Source organism: Curtobacterium sp. Csp2 (genome assembly GCF_013347165.1).
Genome location: NZ_CP054593.1, coordinates 2,962,508 through 2,977,140, shown reverse-complemented (window position 1 = coordinate 2,977,140; position 14,633 = coordinate 2,962,508). Strand labels below are relative to the sequence as shown.

At 72.1% G+C, this 14,633-nt stretch carries 15 protein-coding genes and 1 riboswitch; of the genes, 6 read left to right on the top strand and 9 right to left on the bottom strand.

Translation table 11 applies throughout. The annotated features are described in order from the left end of the window. Nucleotides 1–53: 53 nt before the first annotated feature. Nucleotides 54–830 (bottom strand): isocitrate lyase/PEP mutase family protein, encoded by a 777-nt coding sequence (locus HUN59_RS14355; protein WP_174778722.1) that lies wholly within the window; start codon nucleotides 828–830, stop codon nucleotides 54–56. Nucleotides 831–940: 110 nt separating this feature from the next. Here HUN59_RS14355 and HUN59_RS14350 point away from each other — a divergent pair, with 110 nt between their 5' ends. Then, a complete protein-coding gene (locus HUN59_RS14350; protein ID WP_229666756.1) occupies nucleotides 941–2,128 on the top strand; it encodes a MalY/PatB family protein in 1,188 nt (395 codons plus the stop codon). A gap of 107 nt (nucleotides 2,129–2,235) precedes the next feature. Here HUN59_RS14350 and HUN59_RS14345 read toward each other — a convergent pair whose 3' ends face one another. Genes HUN59_RS14345 through HUN59_RS14335 form a run of 3 tightly spaced genes read right to left on the bottom strand, consistent with a single transcriptional unit; the run spans nucleotide 2,236 to nucleotide 3,504 of the window. Further along, nucleotides 2,236–2,424 (bottom strand): hypothetical protein, encoded by a 189-nt coding sequence (locus tag HUN59_RS14345; protein WP_114848943.1) that lies wholly within the window; start codon nucleotides 2,422–2,424, stop codon nucleotides 2,236–2,238. 17 nt (nucleotides 2,425–2,441) lie between these two features. Further along, nucleotides 2,442–2,990, bottom strand: a complete 549-nt coding sequence (locus tag HUN59_RS14340; RefSeq protein ID WP_174778720.1) for a GNAT family N-acetyltransferase — start codon at nucleotides 2,988–2,990, stop codon at nucleotides 2,442–2,444. Between the two features lie 25 nt (nucleotides 2,991–3,015). Continuing rightward, complete coding sequence (locus HUN59_RS14335) at nucleotides 3,016–3,504, bottom strand: GNAT family N-acetyltransferase (protein WP_174778719.1); 489 nt, start codon at nucleotides 3,502–3,504, stop codon at nucleotides 3,016–3,018. Between the two features lie 68 nt (nucleotides 3,505–3,572). On the opposite strand from HUN59_RS14335, the gene HUN59_RS14330 reads away from it, so the two are divergent. After that, on the top strand, nucleotides 3,573–4,451 hold the full coding sequence (locus HUN59_RS14330; RefSeq protein WP_174778718.1) for a LysR substrate-binding domain-containing protein: 879 nt from the start codon (nucleotides 3,573–3,575) through the stop codon (nucleotides 4,449–4,451). 60 nt (nucleotides 4,452–4,511) lie between these two features. On the opposite strand, the gene HUN59_RS14325 is transcribed toward HUN59_RS14330, so the two are convergent. The 5 genes from HUN59_RS14325 to HUN59_RS14305 form a co-directional block, all read right to left on the bottom strand. Beyond that, complete coding sequence (locus HUN59_RS14325) at nucleotides 4,512–5,798, bottom strand: hypothetical protein (protein WP_174778717.1); 1,287 nt, start codon at nucleotides 5,796–5,798, stop codon at nucleotides 4,512–4,514. Nucleotides 5,799–5,872: 74 nt separating this feature from the next. Further along, complete coding sequence (locus HUN59_RS14320; protein WP_058741970.1) at nucleotides 5,873–6,127, bottom strand: hypothetical protein; 255 nt, start codon at nucleotides 6,125–6,127, stop codon at nucleotides 5,873–5,875. After that, on the bottom strand, nucleotides 6,124–6,606 hold the full coding sequence (locus HUN59_RS14315; protein WP_058741971.1) for an FBP domain-containing protein: 483 nt from the start codon (nucleotides 6,604–6,606) through the stop codon (nucleotides 6,124–6,126). The genes HUN59_RS14320 and HUN59_RS14315 overlap by 4 nt, the downstream gene beginning before the upstream one ends. A gap of 39 nt (nucleotides 6,607–6,645) precedes the next feature. Then, complete coding sequence (locus tag HUN59_RS14310; RefSeq protein WP_174778716.1) at nucleotides 6,646–7,383, bottom strand: M56 family metallopeptidase; 738 nt, start codon at nucleotides 7,381–7,383, stop codon at nucleotides 6,646–6,648. A 13-nt stretch (nucleotides 7,384–7,396) separates the two neighbouring features. Then, on the bottom strand, nucleotides 7,397–7,795 hold the full coding sequence (locus tag HUN59_RS14305; RefSeq protein ID WP_058741973.1) for a BlaI/MecI/CopY family transcriptional regulator: 399 nt from the start codon (nucleotides 7,793–7,795) through the stop codon (nucleotides 7,397–7,399). A 95-nt stretch (nucleotides 7,796–7,890) separates the two neighbouring features. Continuing rightward, nucleotides 7,891–7,991, top strand: a riboswitch (glycine riboswitch). A 169-nt stretch (nucleotides 7,992–8,160) separates the two neighbouring features. Here HUN59_RS14305 and gcvT point away from each other — a divergent pair. The 4 genes from gcvT to HUN59_RS14285 all read left to right on the top strand — a co-directional run bounded on the left by gcvT (nucleotide 8,161) and on the right by HUN59_RS14285 (nucleotide 14,572). Then, nucleotides 8,161–9,264 carry a glycine cleavage system aminomethyltransferase GcvT gene (gene gcvT, locus HUN59_RS14300; protein WP_254629895.1) on the top strand — a complete coding sequence of 368 codons (1,104 nt, stop codon included), beginning with the start codon at nucleotides 8,161–8,163 and terminating at the stop codon, nucleotides 9,262–9,264. Between the two features lie 4 nt (nucleotides 9,265–9,268). Further along, a complete protein-coding gene (gene gcvH / locus HUN59_RS14295) occupies nucleotides 9,269–9,646 on the top strand; it encodes a glycine cleavage system protein GcvH (protein WP_114848950.1) in 378 nt (125 codons plus the stop codon). Then, entirely contained in the window at nucleotides 9,643–12,567 is a 2,925-nt protein-coding gene (gene gcvP / locus HUN59_RS14290) for an aminomethyl-transferring glycine dehydrogenase (RefSeq protein ID WP_174778715.1), read from the top strand. Before gcvH ends, gcvP begins: the two co-directional genes overlap by 4 nt. A 370-nt stretch (nucleotides 12,568–12,937) precedes the next feature. Further along, complete coding sequence (locus tag HUN59_RS14285; RefSeq protein ID WP_174778714.1) at nucleotides 12,938–14,572, top strand: peptide ABC transporter substrate-binding protein; 1,635 nt, start codon at nucleotides 12,938–12,940, stop codon at nucleotides 14,570–14,572. Nucleotides 14,573–14,633 lie beyond the last annotated feature (61 nt).

Genomic DNA, 14,633 nt, shown 5'->3' with positions numbered 1-14,633 from the left:
CGGCACCAGCTGGTGTCGCGCCTCCCGTCCGTCACGTGGCCGGGTGGTGACCGTCAGTTGAGGACGGGGGTGTCCTCGGGGACCACGCCGCCGCCGTAGAGGTCGGTCGCCAGGTCGCGGAGCGCGCGCAGCGCGACGCGCTGCGTGAGCGGGCCGTAGGAGATGCGTGCGACGCCGAGTTCCTGGTACTCGGCGGCGGGCAGGGCGCCCGGCAGGCCGATGACCGAGAGTTTGCCGCGTCCGAGGCCCGCGACGAGTCGCTCGACCACGTCGCGCTGGATCGCGCCGGGGACGAACACGAGCGCGGCGCCGTTGTCCAGGAAGGCCTTGCCGCGGGCGATCGCGTCCTCGATGCTCTCGTCGATCGGGCGGTCTCCACCGCGGGCGATCGCGTCCGTGCGGGCGTTGAGCTGGAAGTCGATGCCCTCGGCCTGGGCGGCGGCGGTGATCGCGGCGACGCGGGCCACGGCCTCGTCGAAGGGGCGGAGCCGGTCCTCGACGTTCGCGCCGACGATGCCCGCGCCGATCGCCCGCCGGATCGTCTCGGCCGGGTCCTCGTAGCCGTCGTCGAGGTCTGCGGTCACCGGCAGGTCGGTCGCGCTCGCGATCGTCGCGGCGCCGGCGAGGGCGACGTCGAGGGGCATCCCGCCGTCGTCGTAGCCGTGGCTCGCGGCGATCGAGTGCCCGGCGGTCGCGATCGCCTTCGTCTCCGGCAGGTCGCTGACGACCTTCGCGCTGATCGCGTCCCAGACGTTCACGACGCGGAGGATCTCGGGGGCTTCGTGCAGCTGCTTGAGGGTGATCGCCTTGTCGGCGGTGCTCGTGCTCATGACCCGAACCTACGGGCGGACGCCTGGCGGGGCCGGGAACGGCACCGCAGACGACGCGGGATGACGATCGGACTCGCACCGTGCCTCCTCTCCGATGCATGCTGGGACGCATGGCTGACGACGAACAGGACCCGGTCGGCTCGCTCCGCGGGGTCCGCACGAGCATCAAGTGGACGCGGTACGCGCCCGACGTGCTGCCCCTGTTCGTCGCGGAGATGGACCACGACGTCGCGCCGGCGATCCGGCAAGCGCTGATCGAGCGCGTGCAGCAGTCCGACCTGGGGTACCTGGACGGACCGGGGCCGCTCGCGCCCGCGTTCGCGCAGTTCGCCCGCGAGCGGTGGGGCTGGGACGTCGACCCGGCACGCGTGCACCTGGCGACGGACGTCAGCGTCGGGATCGTCGAGTCGCTGCGTCTCGCGCTGCCCGACGGTGGGCGCGTCGCCATCACGCCGCCGGTGTACCCGCCGTTCTTCGAGCTCGTCGAAGAAGCGCGATGTCAGGTCGAGGAGGTGCCGCTCGCCGAGCAGTGGGGCGTCTACCGGCTCGACCTCGAGGGGCTCGAGCGGGCGTTCGCCGACGGGGTCCGCGTCTTCCTGCTCTGCAACCCGCACAACCCGATGGGCCTGGTGCACGACCGGGCCGACCTGGTGGCGCTCGCCGAACTCGCCGCGCGGTACGACGTGCTCGTCATCAGCGACGAGATCCACGCGCCGCTGACGCACCCCGGCGTCCGCTTCACCCCGTTCGCGATGGTCGCCGAGGCCGCCGGTGCCCGCAGCGTCTGCGTGACGAGCGCGAGCAAGGGGTGGAACCTCGCGGGGGTGAAGTGCTCGGTGATCGTGGCGGGGGACGACCGGACCGAGGCGCTCCTCGACACGCTGTGGGAGGAGGTGGCCTGCCGGACGAGCATCCTGGGGCTGCACGCGAACCTCGCTGCGTTCACGCTCGCCACGGACTGGCTCGACGACGTCGTCGCGCGGATCGTGGCGAACGAGCGGCTGCTCGGCTCGCTGCTCGCCGAGCACCTGCCCGGGGTGGTCTACACGCGTCCGCGGGCCGGGTACCTGGCGTGGCTGGACTTCCGGGGGATCGGCCTGGGCGACGACCCGGCGGTGCCGCTGCGCGAGAACGCCTACGTGGCGCTGAACTCGGGCCTCGGGTTCGGCTCGCAGGGCCGGGGGTTCGCACGGCTCAACCTGGCGTGCTCACCGGAGACCCTGCGCGAGGCGGTGTTCCGCATCGCGGCGGCGTACCCGTCGAGTGCGCAGGAGGGGTTGGTCTGGCACGTGGCGTGAGTGCCGGCGGCCTGGGCCGAGTCTCGGGCTGAGCGACGAGTCCCGCGGGCCGGCGCTCGAGTCTCGTCGCCGGGGCCGAGTCTCGGGCACGGGCTCGCGCGGCGGGCTCAGTCGTCGACGTACTGGTTGCGCCCGACGACGCGGATGCGCAGGTCGTCAGTGCGGTCCATGGCGAGGAACTCCCGTGCGACCGGCCCGACGGACGACCAGCGCAGGACCTCGGTGATCGGGGTCCCCTCGATGAACACCTGCCACACGCCGCGCTCGCGGACGGCCTGCACCTCGTACGTCGCCATGCCGCGAGCGTACCGGCTCACCGCAGGCGCTTCTCGTACCACCGCATGGTCGGGACGGTGCCGTCCGGCTTCGCCCAGTCCGCAGGGGACCGGTGGGTCAACCGCCAGCCGCGGCGTTCGTACAGCCGCCACGCGCCCGGGGTCTCCTCGGTCACGTCGAGCCGGAGGGTCGGCACGTCAGGGGCGGCGGCGGCGGCGTCGGCGGCGGGCTCGGCGGTCGCCTTGGGTGCGGCTGCGGCTGCGGCTGCGGCGGTGGCAGCTGCTGCTTCGGCGGCCGCTTCGGCGGTCGTGAGGAGGGCGTCGGCGATCCCGAGCCCGCGGTGGTCCCGGTGGACGACGAGCCGGGTGACCAGCGGGGCCGCGTCCGGGTCGGGAGCGGCCAGCCCGACGTGCCCGACCACGCTGCCGGACGACCACGCGGTCCAAGCGGCGAGGTGCCCGGGCGGCGTCAGCCACGACGCGGGGTCGTCAGGCCAGCGCGCCGGGTAGCCGTCCTCCCGGTGCGTGCGCCGGAGCACCTCGACCAGGTGCTCCAGGTCGTCGTCGCGTCGCGGTCGGATGTGCACGACCGCGACGCTACCGGGCCGGGGATCACACCAGGTCGAGCACCATGTGCACGTCGGCGCGGGCGTAGGGGCTCGGGGCGATCTCGTCGTGCTCGAGGTGTCGGAAGCCGAACGCCTCGTACAGGTGCACCGCGCTCGCCAGGCGGCTGGCGCTCTCGAGTGCGACGTGCTGGGCGCCCAGGGTCCGCGCGCGGTCCAGGGCTGCGGCGATGAGCTTCCGGCCGGTGCCGTGCCCCTGGTGCTCGGGTGACACCGCCATCTTGACGAGCTCGTACACGCGCTCGCCGACGGGCATCAGGCCGACGCAGCCGATCACCTCGTCGTCCAGGCGGGCGACGAACACCGCACCGCCGGGTTCGACGATGCGGCCGACCGGGTCGCCGAGGATCGCGCGGTCCTCGTCCTCGAGCGTGAAGTACCGCTCGATCCACGCTTCGTTGAGGGTCCGGAACGCGGTGGCGTCGGCGGGGGAGTCGAGTTCGGCGATGGTCAGGGTGGGCGTCGCTTCGGGCATGCCTCCATCCTCGACGGACGATCCAGTCACGTCCAATACTCGTTCGTGCACATCGATAATCTGACCGCATGGATGTCGACCTCCGTCAGCTGCGCGCCTTTCTGGCAGTCGCGGACGAACTGCACTTCGGTCGGGCGGCGTCCCGACTGCGGATCGCGCAGCCCGCGCTGTCGCAGCAGATCCGGCGTACCGAACGCGACCTCGGTGTCGACCTGTTCGTCCGGACCTCGCGTAGTGTGGCGCTGACGCCGGCGGGTCACGTGCTGCAGGGTCGGGCGAGGTCGCTCCTCGACCAGGTGGAGCGCGACCTGGACGAGGTCGTCCGGGTCGGTCGGGGTGAGGCCGGTCGGCTCGACGTCGGGTTCGTCGTCTCGGCGCTGCCCCTCGGGCCGATCGAGCGAGTCCAGGCGTTCCGGCAGCGGTACCCGCTCGTCCGCGTCGAGCTGTCCGAGGGCTACTCGTCGACGCTCCTCGCCCGGATCGTCCGCGGCGAGCTGGACCTCGCCGTCCTGCGGGATCCCGACCCGACGCCCGCCGTTCGCTTCCGGCCCTTCCGGTCCGAACCCTTCGTGGCCGCGGTCCCGCGCGGACACCGGCTTGCGGACCGGAAGGCGATCCACGGCGCGGAGCTCGTGGACGACCCGTTCGTCTTCTTCCCGGCCGTCGCCGGTTCGGTCGCGACCGAGCGGAACCTCGCCCCCGTCGTCGTCGAGGGGCGCCGGCCGCGGGTCGTGCAGGAGGCGACGACCTGGGCGACCGTGCTCCACCTGGTCGGCGCGGGGCTCGGGGTCACGGTCGCGCCGGAGAGCGCCACGCTCGCCGCGCCGGACACGGTCGTGCTGCTCCCGCTGCGGGACGATCCACACCGGAGCGAACTGGTTTGGGCCGTCCGGGCCGACGACGACCGCGAGATCCTCCGCAACTTCATCGCCGCGACGGAGCCCTGAGCCACGCGGTGCGGCCGGACTCGCACAGCACCGCACCCGCACGCCCCCGACCACGCGCCGTCAGCCCACGCAGACGGACCGGACGTGCAGCGACAACCCCTCCGCGGTCCCGCGGATGTCCGCGCTCGCGACGCCGTGCGGTGCCGGGTCGTCGGCGGTCCACTCGTCGAGTCCCATCGCCCGACCGCTCATCGTCAGTCCCGCGGCGGTCCAGGTCGCCGTGACCCGGTCGAACGGCACCTGCGCGTCCGGGTACCGGCTGTAGACCGGCACGAGGACGGTCGCCACGGCCCGCGTGCCCTGCTCGTTCCCCAGTGCCTCCCGACCCACCGCGCAGGGCTCGACGGTCGTCGTCACCGTGGCGTCGACCCCGGTCCGCGCCACGGACTCCGCCGCGAGGGACCGGACGGCCTCCGTCTCGGCGCTGACGTCCGCCGGCACCCACGGCAGCGCCGGACCGTCGAGGTCCTGCGGCTCGGCGGAGTCGAGGGGGAGTCCGAGCAGTCCCACGATCGTCGCACCGGTGCCGTCCGGCCCCGCCAGCGAGAACACGGTGCGCGGGGTCGCCCCGTCCTCGGCCGCCTCGTCCCGGGTGCCGGCGAGCACGATCGCGGTGCCGCGCGGATCCGGGACGGTCGCGCGCAGGAAGGGACGAGAGGGCGTCCCGCGGTCGGTCCGGTCGTACCGAGTGCCGACCTCCGACCGGACGTCGCGGGCTCCGGCCTGGTCGAGCGCTGCGAGCAGGGCGGCTCCGGGGTGCAGCGCGTCGACCTCGACCGAGGAGTCGCCGGCCTCCACCGTCACGGTACGGGCCCCGGCGTCGGTCCGGACCCGGCGGACGGTCTCGGTCCACGAGGGCAGGGCGTCCGCCTCGACCCGGGTGCCGTACCGGTCCGCGTCGACGGTCCGGACGAACGACTCGGCGCGGAGTCGAGCCGCCGTGTCGACCAGGTCCGGGTCGACCGGGTCGACGACGACCGCTGCACGACCGACACCGGCAGGGACGGCGAGCCCGACGACGAGCGTCGTGCCGGGCACGGGTGACCGCCCTCGGTCCGACACCACGCCGCGCACGGCAGCGGCCACGTCGAGGTCGCTGGTCCGGGCACGCACGTCGACACGGGCGAGCCAGTGCGTCGGGTCGTCCTTCGCGTCGACCTGGTCGACGTCGCCCTCGGCACGGGCGACCTCGGGCAGCGCACGGAGGTCGTCGAGCAGTGCGGCGAGGGCGTCCTCGGACCCCTTCGGCGACGGCGTCTCGAGGAACCCCCGGGTGCACCCACCGAGCAGCAGCACCGTCACCAGGGCGAGCAGGGCGGCGAGGACGGTCGGCCGGATGGTGGTCACGGACCGACCCTAGGAACAGCGCGCGGCCGCCAGCGGATCGTCGCCCCGCACTGTGCCCGGGGACACAGGGTCGGTCAGCCTGGTGGCAGCACCGCCGCCCGCTGGTCGCCGAGCTCGTCCTCCCGCCAGGGCCGGGCACCACGGAGCGTGAGCCCGAGCTGCACGAGCACGAACCCCACGTGCGGTTCGACGTCCGGGTCCCAGGCGCCCTCGACCCCGAGGCCGAACGCCCCGAGCTCGTCGTCGGCCTCGTCGCGCAGGCTCAGGCGCCAGCGGCCGTCACCGAGCTCCTCGACGACGGCCCAGCGAGCGGTGTCGAAGCGGCTCACGCGGTCTTCGCGACGTCCTCGGTGAAGTTCCGCACGCGCTGCTGCAGCGCTTCGCCGCGCATCGCGATCGTGGCCGGCGGATTGAGGTGCGGCGGCGCGGTGCGGATGAGCATCGAGCACCCGAGGTCCTCGCAGATGTACGACCCGATGGTGTTCCCGTTGCGGCCGGACTCGCCGGCGCGCGCCGCCGAGAACAGGCGGACCTGGGTCGCGGGCTGCGGGGAGTGGCAGAACGAGCACATGGCCGCGATGCCGGGTCGGAGGGAGCCGCCGGCGGAGCGCACGACGATCCCGACGGGGCGGTCGTCGATCCAGGACACGATGTACCCCCGGCGCGCGGCCTGCGGGTCGCGCCAGCCGAGGAACTCGCGGTCGTCCCAGAGCATCTCGTGCAGCCCCGGGATCGGGAGCTGCTCGAGCTCGTCCGGGGTGGCGTTGACGAACGACGAACGGATGTCTGCTTCGGTCAGTGGCTTCACGGTGCTTGTCACCCTATGCCTCGCCCCCGACAGACGCCGTCACCCCAGCCTGGAGGCACGGATCGCCCCGAGCGCGCTCGTCCCGTCCGCCACGAGCACCGCCCGGCGCAGCGCGTCGCGTCCGACGCGACGTGCCGCTGCGTCGTCCGCCGCGAACTCGACGAGCACGCGCGTCGAGCGCGCCATGGCGCGCGCCCCGGGCACCCACGGGACCGCACGCTCGATCGACTCGGCGACCGCGACCGCCCACGCGTGGTGCTGGGTCAGGTGGGCGCGTTCGTGGGCGACCACCGCCTCCAGTTCGTCCGTCCGCAGCAGGTCCGCGAGCCCGGTGCTCACCAGCACCCCGCCGGACCTGCCGGGGACCGCGCACGCCAGTGCGTGGTCGGCCTCGACGAGCGCGACGCGCGTGCCGACGATCTCGCGCTGCGGTGCCGCGCCGGACTGCATGGCGTCGCGGACGGCCTCGTGCTCCGCCCCGGGACGGACCCGCACCGCGACGACGAACGCGAGCACGCCGAGCAGGGCGACCCCGAGGTTCAGGCCGTGCGTGGGAGAGTCGCCGAGGCGCAGCGGGTCCGTGAGCGGGCGGTCGGTCAGGACGACGAGGGCGATGCCGACCACGAAGCCGACCACGCCGAGCAGGACGGCGACCGACCACGAGACCAGGGCGGTCCGGGGGTGGTCGATGGTCCAGGCCGAGCGGGTCAGGACCCGCGGCGCGACGATCACCACGACGAGCGCGAGGGCGATGAGGGCGACTCCGGCGACGACCACGGGCGGCTCGGGATCAGGAGCGGGCTCGGGCGTCGAGGGCGCGGCGGAGGACGTCGAGGTCGTCCGAGGCGAGCGAGCCCGTGAACTGCAGCAGGGCGGCCTCGCGGTCGGAGGCGGCGGCGAGCGCGTTCGACATCAGCGAGGCGGTCTGCTGCTCGCGGCTGTGCGCGGCGCGGAAGGTCAGGGGCGCGTCGTCGTGCTCCTGCCGGTCCACCTGGCCCTTGCGGCCGAGCCGGTCGAGCACGGTGAGGACCGTGGTCAGCGCTGGCCGCGGCTCGGGGAACGCGTCGAGGACCTGGCGGGCGGTGAGCCCGGCGTCCGCGTCGGCGGCCCTGTCGTCGTCAGCGGCCCACAGCGCCTCGAGCACCGCCTGTTCGAGCTGCCCGCGGGGGCGCGATCGCTGTCCTGCCACCGGTGCATTCTACGAGACGTCGAAGCCCCGGCTGCGACACATGCCGGAAACGCGGTGTCGGTACACTCGGCACCGGACAACTGAACACCGGCCGCTCATCCGTCGCGGGAGACGTCGTGCGGTGCCCACGGGCACGCGCGACACCGAAGGAGCAATCCCCCCGCCAATCTCTCAGGTCCCACACCGCAGCGGACAGGCCACTCTGAAAAGCAGACGACGTGCCCCCGCCGGGTGGTCCGCCGCCTCGCCCACGGTGAAAGCCGCCGGACCTCACGGGCCGCGGTGAAACTCTCAGGCCCATGACAGAGGGGGAGTTCCGCCCGACGATGGCCGTCGGGTCCTGCCGATGCCAGGAGAACTCCCTCATGCGTTCCTCGCCACTCGAGTCCGCCCACGAAGCCGCGGGCGCCTCCTTCACCGACTTCGCCGGGTACCGGATGCCCGTGCGCTACTCCTCCGACCTCGCCGAGCACCACGCCGTCCGCACGGCCGCGGGGGTCTTCGACCTCTCGCACATGGCCGAGGTCGGGGTCACCGGTCCGCAGGCGGTGGCCTTCCTCGACCACGCGCTCGCCGGCTCCTTCGGCGCGATGCCGGTCGGCCGGGCGAAGTACTCGCTCCTGCTCGCCGAGGACGGCGGCATCCTCGACGACCTCGTCGTCTACCGCACCGGCGAGGACGTGTTCCTCGTCGTCGCGAACGCCGCGAACCGAGCCGTCGCCGTGGACGCGCTCACCGCCCGCGCCGCCGGGTTCGACGTCGCGGTCTCCGACGACTCGGACAGCACCGCGCTCGTCGCGATCCAGGGGCCCGCCGCCGCCGGGACGCTCGACGCGCTCGTCGTTGCCGACCGCCTGCAGCCGGAGACGCCGCTCGACGAGCTCCGGTACTACCGGGTGCTCCACGCGCTGTTCGACGGCGCCGAGGTCCTCGTCGCCCGCACGGGCTACACGGGCGAGGACGGCTTCGAGATCTACAGCGACACCGACGTCGCGACGGCGATCTGGGACGCGCTCCTGGACGCCGGCGCCGACCGCGGCGTCGTCCCGGCGGGGCTCGCCGCGCGCGACACGCTCCGGCTCGAGGCCGGCATGCCGCTGTACGGGCACGAGCTCGACACCACCGTGCGTCCCGCCCAGGCCGGACTCGGCCGGGTCGTCGCGACCTCGGGCTCGTTCGTCGGGGACGCCGGTGTGCAGCCCGCCGACGACGCCCGGGTGCTCGTCGGACTCGTGACCGAGGGCCGTCGTGCTCCCCGCGCCGGGTACGACGTGCTGCACGACGGCACCGTCGTCGGGACCGTCACCTCAGGGGCGCTCTCCCCGACGCTCGGGCACCCGGTCGCGATGGCCTTCGTCGACCCGTCCCTCGCCGCCGAGGGCACCATCCTCCACATCGACGTCCGCGGGACCGCCGTCCCCAGCACCGTCACCCCGTTCCCCTTCTACCGCCGCACTCCGAGAGGCTGAGCCCGTGACCGACCAGACCGCACTCCAGTACACCGCCGACCACGAGTGGATCCTCGTCGAGGGCGACACCGTCACCGTGGGCATCACCGACCACGCCGCCGAGCAGCTCGGAGACGTCGTCTACGTCGAGCTCCCCGCCGTGGGCACCACCACGACCGCGGGTGAGCAGATCGGCGAGATCGAGTCCACCAAGAGCGTCGGCGAGCTCTTCGCGCCGATCGAGGGACAGGTCATCGCGGTGAACGACGCCGTCGTCGACGCCCCCGACACCGTGAACCAGGACCCCTTCGGCGCGGGCTGGCTCGTCAAGCTCAAGGTCGACGGGACCTCCTTCCCCGAGGACCTCATGGACCACGACGCGTACCGGGCCTCCATCGCATGACGACCACCGACCAGAACCTGCAGACGTCCTTCGCCGACCGTCACATCGGCACGACGGCCGCCGACCAGCGCACCATGCTCGAGACCGTCGGGCAGCCGTCGCTCGACGCGCTCGTCCGCACCGCGATCCCCGAGTCGATCCACGCCGTCCCGGTCACGCACTCCGCGATCCCCGCTGCGGTCGGCGAGACCGAGGCCCTCGCGGAACTCCGTGCGAAGGCCGGGCGCAACACCGTCCGCCGCGCGATGATCGGCCTCGGCTACCACGGCACGCACACACCCGCGGTGATCCAGCGGAACGTGCTCGAGAACCCGAGCTGGTACACGGCCTACACGCCGTACCAGCCGGAGATCTCGCAGGGCCGGCTCGAGGCGCTCATCAACTTCCAGACGATGGTGTCCGACCTGACGGGCATGGCGACCGCGGGCGCGTCGATGCTCGACGAGGGCACCGCCGTGGTCGAGGGCATGCTCCTCGCCCGCCGCGCGTCGAAGGTCAAGGGGGACGCGTTCCTCGTGGACGCCGACCTGCTGCCGCAGACCCGTGCGCTCCTCGACCACCGTGCAGACGCCGTGGGGATCGCCCTGCGCACCTTCGACGCGGTCGACGGCCCCACCGACGAGCAGCTCGACGGCGCGTTCGGCGTCGTCCTGCAGTACCCCGGTGCCTCCGGGCGCATCGTCGACCCGACCACCACCATCGGGCGCGTCCGCGCGGGCGGCGGCATCGCGGTCGTCGCCGCGGACCTGCTCGCCATGACGCTGCTCGCCAGCCCGGGGGACCTCGGCGCCGACGTCGCCGTGGGCACGAGCCAGCGCTTCGGCGTCCCGCTCGGCTTCGGCGGCCCGCACGCCGGCTACCTCGCCGTCCGTGCCGGGCTCGAGCGCCAGCTGCCGGGCCGACTCGTCGGGGTGTCCTTCGACGCCGACGGACAGATGGCCTACCGCCTCAGCCTGCAGACCCGCGAGCAGCACATCCGCCGCGAGAAGGCGACGAGCAACATCTGCACCGCGCAGGTGCTGCTCGCCGTGATGGCCTCGATGTACGCCGTCTACCACGGGCCCGAGGGGCTGCGCTTCATCGCCGACCGGGTCGCCCGGACGACGACGGCGCTCGCCGACGCGGCACGCGGTGCCGGACTCCAGGTGGTGCACGAGGCGTTCTTCGACACCCTCACCCTCCGCGCGCCGGGTCGGGCCGGTGCGATCGTCGACGCCGCCCGCAGCGCCTCGTACCTGCTGCACCGCGTCGACGCCGACACCCTCCAGGTGTCCGTCGACGAGACGACCACCCCGGACGACGTGACGGCCCTCGCCGTCGTGTTCGGTGCCGCGGACGCGACCGTCCCCGGGACGGAGACCGCCGTCCGGGACGCAGCCACGGGCCTCCCGTCCGCCCTGCTGCGCAGCAGCGAGTACCTGACGCACCCCGTCTTCAGCGCGCACCGCAGCGAGACCCGGATGATGCGGTACCTGAAGCACCTGTCCGACAAGGACTACGCGCTCGACCGCGGCATGATCCCGCTCGGCAGCTGCACGATGAAGCTCAACGCGGCGACCGAGATGGCGGCGGTGACCTGGCCGGAGTTCGCGAACGTGCACCCGTTCGCCCCGCGCGAGGACGTCGCGGGGTACCTCGAGATGATCGGTGACCTCGAGACCTGGCTCGCCGAGGTCACCGGCTACGACACCGTCTCGCTGCAGCCCAACGCGGGCAGCCAGGGCGAACTCGCGGGCCTGCTGGCCATCCGCGGGTACCACCGGTCGAACGGTGACACCGAGCGGACCGTCTGCCTGATCCCGTCGAGTGCCCACGGCACCAACGCGGCGTCCGCGGTGCTCGCCGGGATGCGCGTGGTCGTGGTGGCGTGCGACGACGACGGCAACGTCGACCTCGACGACCTCCGCGCCAAGACGGCGCAGCACGCCGACACGCTCGCGGCGCTGATGATCACCTACCCGTCCACCCACGGCGTCTACGAGCACGACATCCGCGAGGTCTGCGACGCCGTGCACGACGCCGGCGGCCAGGTCTACGTCGACGGCGCGAACCTCAACGCCCTGCTCGGGCACGCGCGGTTCGGCGACTTCGGCGGCGACGTGTCGCACCTGAACCTGCACAAGACCTTCTGCATCCCGCACGGCGGCGGCGGCCCCGGTGTCGGCCCGGTCGCGGCGAAGGCGCATCTCGCACCGTTCCTGCCCGGCCACCCGATGGCCCAGCAGAACGACCGTCGCACCGGCACGACGACGGAGGCGGCCGACGGGCGCCTCGCGCACGCCGGCGGTCCGGTGTCGTCGGCGCCGTACGGCAGCCCGAGCATCCTGCCCATCACGTGGACCTACGTCCGGATGATGGGGCTCGAGGGGCTGACCCGCGCGACCGAGGCGGCCGTGCTCGGCGCGAACTACGTCGCGGCACGGCTGCGGGACGCGTTCCCGGTGCTCTACACGGGCGCCGACGGGCTCGTGGCGCACGAGTGCATCCTCGACCTGCGGCCGCTGCGCGAGGCCACGGGCATCACGGTGGACGACGTCGCGAAGCGGCTCGTCGACTACGGGTTCCACGCGCCGACGATGTCGTTCCCGGTCGCCGGGACGCTCATGGTCGAGCCGACCGAGAGCGAAGACCTCGCCGAGCTCGACCGGTTCGTGGACGCCATGCTCGCGATCCGGGCCGAGGCGGCGGCCGTCGAGCGGGGGGAGTGGCCGGCGGACGACAACCCGCTCGTGCACGCTCCGCACACGGCCTCGTCGGTGATCTCGGGGGAGTGGGCGCACGCCTACACCCGGGAGCAGGCGGTCTACCCGCTGCCCGGCATCAGCGCGCGGAAGTACTGGCCGCCGGTGCGTCGCATCGACCAGGCGTACGGGGACCGCAACCTGGTGTGCGCGTGCCCGCCGATCGAGGCGTTCGCCTGACCGTTCCCCCGATCCAGCAGAGCGGGTAGCGTGTGCCCCGTCCGGTCCGGCCGGGCGGGGTACACGTGCGTCCGGGTCTGCCCCGGCGGGCGGAAAGGTCGGAGCGCTCCACGTTCGACCGAGCGCGTGTTCGTTTGCACACCGTTGTGCGCTCGTGCAACAACTTCGTTGCAGAAGCAACAATCCGGCACCGACCCCGCACGAGCGCGCGAAACTTGCATCCTCTCGCAACGATCCTGCGACTTGGTTTCCGATTTGTAACCGATCTCCGCAGGGTTTGGTCGGTGGTCTCAGCACTGCCTACAGTGCAATGACACGCGCGCCCGGCAGCACCTCTGTGCCTGGCGCGTCCCATGCACCAGGAGGAACCTTGATCAAGAAGCGCGCTGGGCTCTCCGCCCTCGCCGTGCTCGGGGCCACAGCACTCGCCCTGACCGCCTGCTCGTCCAACGGCAGCAGCAGCAACGGTGGTGACTCGGGCTCGACGAACGCGTCCGGCATCGTCACGACGAACGGCAGCGAACCGCAGAACCCGCTCATCCCCTCGAACTCCACCGAGACCGGTGGCGGCAAGATCGTCTCGTCGATCTTCGAGGGCCTCGTCTCGTACGACGCGAAGGGCAAGCCGGTCAACGAGGTCGCGAAGAGCATCACCACCGATGACTCCAAGACCTACGACATCAAGCTGAACACCAACTACACCTTCACCAACGGCGAGAAGGTCACGGCTGAGTCGTTCACGAAGGCGTGGAACTGGGCTGCCCAGTTCTCGAACGCGCAGGGCGCGAGCTACTTCTTCGAGAACATCCAGGGCTACGACGCCGAGAAGGACTCGGAGCTCACCGGCCTCAAGGTCAAGAGCGACGACGAGTTCACCGTCACGCTCAACTCCGCGCAGTCGGACTTCCCGCTGTCGCTCGGCTACTCGGCCTTCATGCCGCTGCCCTCGGAGTTCTACAAGGACACCAAGGCCTTCGGTGAGAACCCGATCGGCAACGGCCCGTACAAGCTCGACGGTGACAAGGCCTGGACGCACAACCAGTCCATCAAGCTCGTCACCAACAAGGACTACGAGGGCAAGCGCAAGCCGAAGAACGGCGGTCTGACGATCACGTTCTACACGACCCCGGACACCGCGTACGCGGATGTGCAGGGCGGCAACCTCGACGTCCTCGACGCGATCCCGGACAGCGCCTTCCAGACCTACAAGTCGGACTTCCCCGACTCGAACGTCAACCAGGCCGCCGCCATCTTCCAGGCGATCTACCTGCCCTACTACCTCGACCACTGGAAGGGTGAAGAGGGCAAGCTCCGTCGCGAGGCGATCTCGATGGCGATCAACCGCAAGCAGATCACCGAGAAGATCTTCGACGGCACCCGAACCCCGGCCAAGGACTTCACCTCCCCGGTGATCTCCGGCTGGAACGGCGACCTCAAGGGCTCGGACGTCCTCGACTACAACAAGTCGAAGGCCAAGGAGCTGTGGGCCGAGGCCGACAAGATCTCGCCCTACAACGAGACGCTCACCATCTCGTACAACGCCGACGGCGGCCACGAGGCATGGGTGACCGCGGTCACCAACTCGATCTCCAGCACGCTGGGCATCAAGGCGCAGGGCAACGCGATCCCGACGTTCCAGGAAGCCCTGGACACCCAGAAGAACGACAAGCTCACGGGCGGCAGCCGCACCGGTTGGCAGGCCGACTACCCGTCGCTGTACAACTTCCTCGGCCCGACCATGGGCAAGGGCTCGTCCAGCAACTACTCGCGCTACGACTCCACCGAGTACAACGACCTCCTCGCGAAGGGCCGCTCGGCCTCGTCCGTCGAAGAGGGCAACAAGTACTTCGACCAGGCCCAGGAGCTGCTGTTCCAGGACCTGCCGGAGATCCCGCTCTGGTACGCCAACGTGACCGGCGTGTGGTCGAACGACAACGTGACCAACGTCAAGTTCGGCTGGGACTCGGTGCCGCTGTACTACGACATCGAGGTCAAGAAGAAGTAGCACCCGTCTCCTCGGAGACACACCGCGAGCAGGTATCCTGCTCCGCGACCACCGGACGGGG